The sequence below is a fragment of the Mesorhizobium sp. Arg314 genome (genome assembly GCF_053714275.1).
Genome location: NZ_JBSKBP010000112.1, coordinates 1 through 4,943 on the forward strand (window position 1 = coordinate 1; position 4,943 = coordinate 4,943).

Consider the following 4,943-nt stretch of genomic DNA (forward strand, 5'->3'; position numbering starts at 1 on the left):
ATGATTTTGCGGAATTTCGGCCGGAAGTTCTGCCAGTCGTCGAGGATCTCGCGGCCGCGCACCGAACCGGTGAAATGCACATGGTTCGAGATCAGCTGGTAGAGCCGTTCTTCGTCATGGCTGGTCATGTCGCCGGACACGTCAACGCGGCCCTTGTGGTCGAGGTCGCCGCCGTGATGGAGCAGCTTCTCCATCAAATCGTCCTCTTCCGGAACCGGCTCCAGCTCGACCATCGCCATGTTGCAGCGTTCGGCAAAATCGCCCTTCTCGTCCAGTACGTAGGCGACGCCGCCCGACATGCCGGCCGCGAAGTTGCGCCCGGTCTTGCCGAGCACGACGACGATGCCGCCGGTCATGTATTCGCAGCCATGATCGCCGACGCCTTCGACGACGGCCGCCACGCCGGAATTGCGCACCGCGAAACGCTCGCCAGCAACACCGGCGAAATAGGCCTCGCCTTCGGTCGCCCCGTAAAGCACAGTGTTGCCGACGATGATCGAGTCCGCAGCAACGATTCTAGCCTCTTCCGGCGGTCGGATGACGATGCGGCCGCCCGACAGGCCCTTGCCGACATAGTCGTTGCCGGCCCCGATCAGCTCGAACGAGATGCCGCGCGCCAGGAAAGCAGCGAAAGACTGCCCGGCGGTGCCGATGAGCTTCACCTGGATCGTGTCCTGGCGCAGCCCCTTGTGCTTGAAGCGCTTGGCGACTTCGCCCGACAGCATCGCGCCCGTCGAGCGGTCGACGTTGCGGATCGGCAGCTCGATGGTGACGGGCTGCTTGGCTTCCAGCGCCGGCTTGGCCAGCTCGATCAGCTTGCGATCGAGCACGTCGTCGATCGGATGCTTCTGCCGCTCGGTCCAGTGCAGCGCCTCATGCGGCGCGTCCGGCTTGAAGAACATCTTCGAGAAATCGAGCCCGCGAGCCTTCCAGTGCTGGATGACGTCGCGCTTCTCCAGAAGATCGGTGTCGCCGATGATCTGGTCGATGTGGGTGTAGCCCATTTCGGCAAGCAGCGCCCGCACCTCTTCCGCCACGTAGAAGAAGAAGTTGATGACGTGCTCGGGCGCGCCCTTGAAGCGCTTGCGCAGCACCGGGTCCTGCGTCGCGACGCCGACGGGGCAGGTGTTCAGATGGCACTTGCGCATCATGATGCAGCCGGCCGCGATCAGCGGCGCGGTCGAGAAGCCGAACTCGTCGGCGCCGAGCAACGCGCCGATAATGACGTCGCGGCCAGTGCGCAACCCGCCATCGACCTGCAGCGCGACGCGCGAACGCAAGCCGTTGAGCACCAGCGTCTGATGCGTCTCGGCAAGGCCCATTTCCCACGGGCTGCCGGCATGCTTGAGCGAGGTCAGCGGCGAAGCGCCGGTGCCGCCGTCATAGCCCGAGATGGTGATGTGGTCGGCGCGCGCCTTGGCGACGCCCGCCGCGACCGTGCCGACGCCGACCTCCGACACCAGCTTGACCGAGACGTCGGCCGCCGGATTGACGTTCTTCAGATCGTAGATCAGCTGCGCCAGATCCTCGATCGAATAGATATCGTGATGGGGCGGCGGCGAGATCAGGCCAACGCCGGGTGTCGAGTGCCGGACCTTGGCGATGGTCGCATCGACCTTGTGTCCGGGCAGCTGGCCGCCCTCGCCGGGCTTGGCACCCTGCGCGACCTTGATCTGCATGACGTCGGAATTGACAAGATACTCCGCCGTGACGCCGAACCGCCCGGAAGCGACCTGCTTGATCGCCGAGCGTTCCGGGTTCTTGCCGCCGCCAGGCAGCGGCAAATAGCGGTCGGCCTCTTCGCCGCCCTCGCCGGTGTTCGACTTGCCGCCGATCTGGTTCATGGCGCGCGCCAGCGTGGTATGCGCTTCCCTGGAGATCGAGCCGAACGACATCGCGCCGGTCGAGAAGCGCTTGACGATCTCGGCCGCCGGCATGACGTCGTCGATCGAAACCTTCTTGCGCCCGGTCTCGTCCGCCAGCTTGATCTTGAACAGGCCGCGGATTGTCTGGGCGCGCGCGGTCGCGCTGTCGATCTGGGCGGAATAATCCTTGAACGTCTCCCACGATCCCTGGCGCACGGCGTGCTGCAAGGTGGCGACCGCGTCCGGCGACCAGATATGCGCCTCGCCGCGCATGCGATACATATATTCGCCGCCGACCTCGAGGTTGTTGCGCAGCACCGGATCGCTGCCGAAGGCATCGCCATGGCGGCTGAGCGTCTCGGTGGCGATCTCGTCCAGGCCGACGCCTTCGATCAGCGTCGCGGTGCCGGTGAAGTACTTCTCGACGAAATCGGACTTCAGCCCGATGGCGTCGAAGATCTGCGCGCCGCAATAGGACTGGTAGGTCGAGATGCCCATCTTGGACATCACCTTGAGAATGCCCTTGCCAATCGACTTGATGTAGCGCGAGACGACTTCGTATTCGTCGACCTCTTCCGGCAGCTCGCCGCGCTTGTGCATGTCGAGCAGCGTGTCGAAGGCGAGATAGGGATTGATCGCCTCGGCGCCGTAGCCGGCGAGGCAGCAGAAGTGATGCACCTCGCGCGGCTCGCCGGTCTCCACCACCAGGCCGGCCGAGGTGCGCAGGCCCTTGCGGATCAGATGATGGTGCACGGCCGCCGTCGCCAGCAGCGACGGAATGGCGATGCGGTCCGGCCCGACCTGGCGGTCGGACAGGATGATGATGTTGTAGCCGCCGGCGACCGCCGCCTCTGCCCGCTCGCAGAGCCGGTCGATGGCGCCCTGCATGCCGGCAGCGCCCTCGTTCGAGCCGTAGGTGATGTCGATCGTCTTGGTGTCGAAACGGTCCTCGGTGTGGCCGATGGAGCGGATCTTCTCGAGGTCGCCATTGGTCAGGATCGGCTGGCGCACTTCGAGCCGCTTGCGGCGCGACGTGCCCACGAGATCGAAGATGTTCGGCCGCGGCCCGATGAAGGACACCAGGCTCATCACCAGCTCCTCGCGGATCGGGTCGATCGGCGGGTTGGTGACCTGGGCGAAGTTCTGCTTGAAATAGGTGTAGAGCAGCTTCGACTTGTCCGACATCGCCGAGATCGGCGTGTCAGTGCCCATCGAGCCGACGGCTTCCTGGCCGGTGGTGGCCATCGGCGCCATCAGAAGCTTGGTGTCTTCCTGCGTGTAGCCGAAGGACTGCTGGCGATCGAGCAGGCTGACATCCTTGCGCAGCGCGCGCGGCTCGACCGGCTTGAGGTCTTCGAGGATGAGCTGCGTGTTGGCGAGCCAGGTCTTGTAGGGGTGCCTGGTCGCGATCTCCGACTTGATCTCCTCGTCGGAAACGATGCGGCCCTTGGCAAGGTCGATGAGCAGCATGCGGCCGGGCTGCAGCCGCCACTTCTGCACGATCTTTTCCTCCGGCACCGGCAGCACGCCAGCCTCCGAAGCCATGATGACGCGGTCGTCATCGGTGACGATATAGCGCGCCGGGCGCAGGCCGTTGCGGTCGAGCGTGGCGCCGATCTGGCGGCCGTCGGTGAACATCACCGCTGCCGGGCCGTCCCACGGCTCCATCAGCGCCGCATGGTACTCGTAGAAGGCCTGGCGGTCGGCATCCATGAGCTTGTTGCCGGCCCAGGCTTCCGGGATCAGCATCATCATGGCGTGGCTGAGCGAGTAGCCGCCCTGGAACAGGAACTCGAGCGCGTTGTCGAAGCACGCCGTGTCCGACTGGCCCTCATAGGAGATCGGCCACAGCTTCGAGATGTTGTTGCCGAACAGCTCGGAATCAACCGAAGCCTGGCGCGCCGCCATCCAGTTGTTGTTGCCGCGCACCGTGTTGATCTCGCCATTATGCGCGACCATGCGGTAGGGATGCGCCAGCTTCCACGACGGGAACGTGTTGGTCGAGAAGCGCTGGTGGACGAGGATCAGCGCCGTTTCGAAGCGCGGATCCTTGAGGTCCTTGTAATAGGCGCCGACCTGGTAGGCCAGGAACATGCCCTTGTAGACGATGGTGCGCGCCGACAGCGACACGCAATAGGAACCGATGTCCTTGTTGTCGTTCTCGGCATAGATGCGGCCCGAGATCACCTTGCGCAGCAGGTAAAGCCTCGCCTCATATTCCTCGTCGTCGCTGATGTCCGGCGTGCGGCCGATGAACACCTGGCGATGAAACGGCTCGGACGCGACGATATCCTTAGCCTTCGACAAGGATGAATTGTCGACCGGCACGTCGCGGAAGCCGAGCAGCGGCAGTCCTTCCGACTGCGCCGATTCGGCGATGATCTCTTCGATATGGGCGCGCAGCGTGGCGTCCTGCGGCATGAACCAGTGGCCGACCCCATATTGGCCGGCCGGCGGCAGTTCCACGCCCTTGGCGGCCATTTCCTCGCGGAAGAAGCTGTCCGGGATCTGCACCAGCACGCCGGCCCCGTCGCCGACCAGCGGGTCGGCGCCGACCGCGCCGCGATGGGTGAGGTTTTCCAGCATCGCCAGACCGTCCTCGACGATCCGGTGCGACTTCACGCCCTTCATGTTGGCGATGAAGCCGACGCCGCAGGCGTCATGCTCGTTGCGCGGATCATAGAGGCCGCGGGCGGAAAGCCCGGTATCGGTTCGGGCAATCAGCCACACCAGCATCTCGCCGGGCTCGCGGTTGTCCCAGGCGAAATAAGGGATGGCGGTCGGGCGGGTCTCGGCGCTGGCCGGCGGCTCGGGCCGGTAGAGCCCGTCCTGCCAGCCGTCCCCGGCATCGGCCCGGGCCGCGGCCGATAGCGTCGCCACGCCGCCCAGAAGCCCGGGCTCGTGATGCGCCTTTATGCTTGCCGTGCGCGGCAGCGTCAGGCGATGCAGCCGGCTCTCGTTGTCGACCGCTTCCACGCAGTAGATCAGCGGGCCGCGCGACAGCGCGACGCGGCCTATATCCTGGCGCACATGCGGGTTGGCGAAGACGCGGCCCATCGACATATCGAGGTCGAGCTC

1 protein-coding gene is annotated in these 4,943 nt (G+C 65.2%); it reads right to left on the reverse strand.

The window, feature by feature from the left end:
• Positions 1–4,943: glutamate synthase large subunit (gene gltB, locus ACWGS9_RS34015; RefSeq protein WP_454509315.1), on the reverse strand; the 4,943-nt coding region annotated here is incomplete at both ends.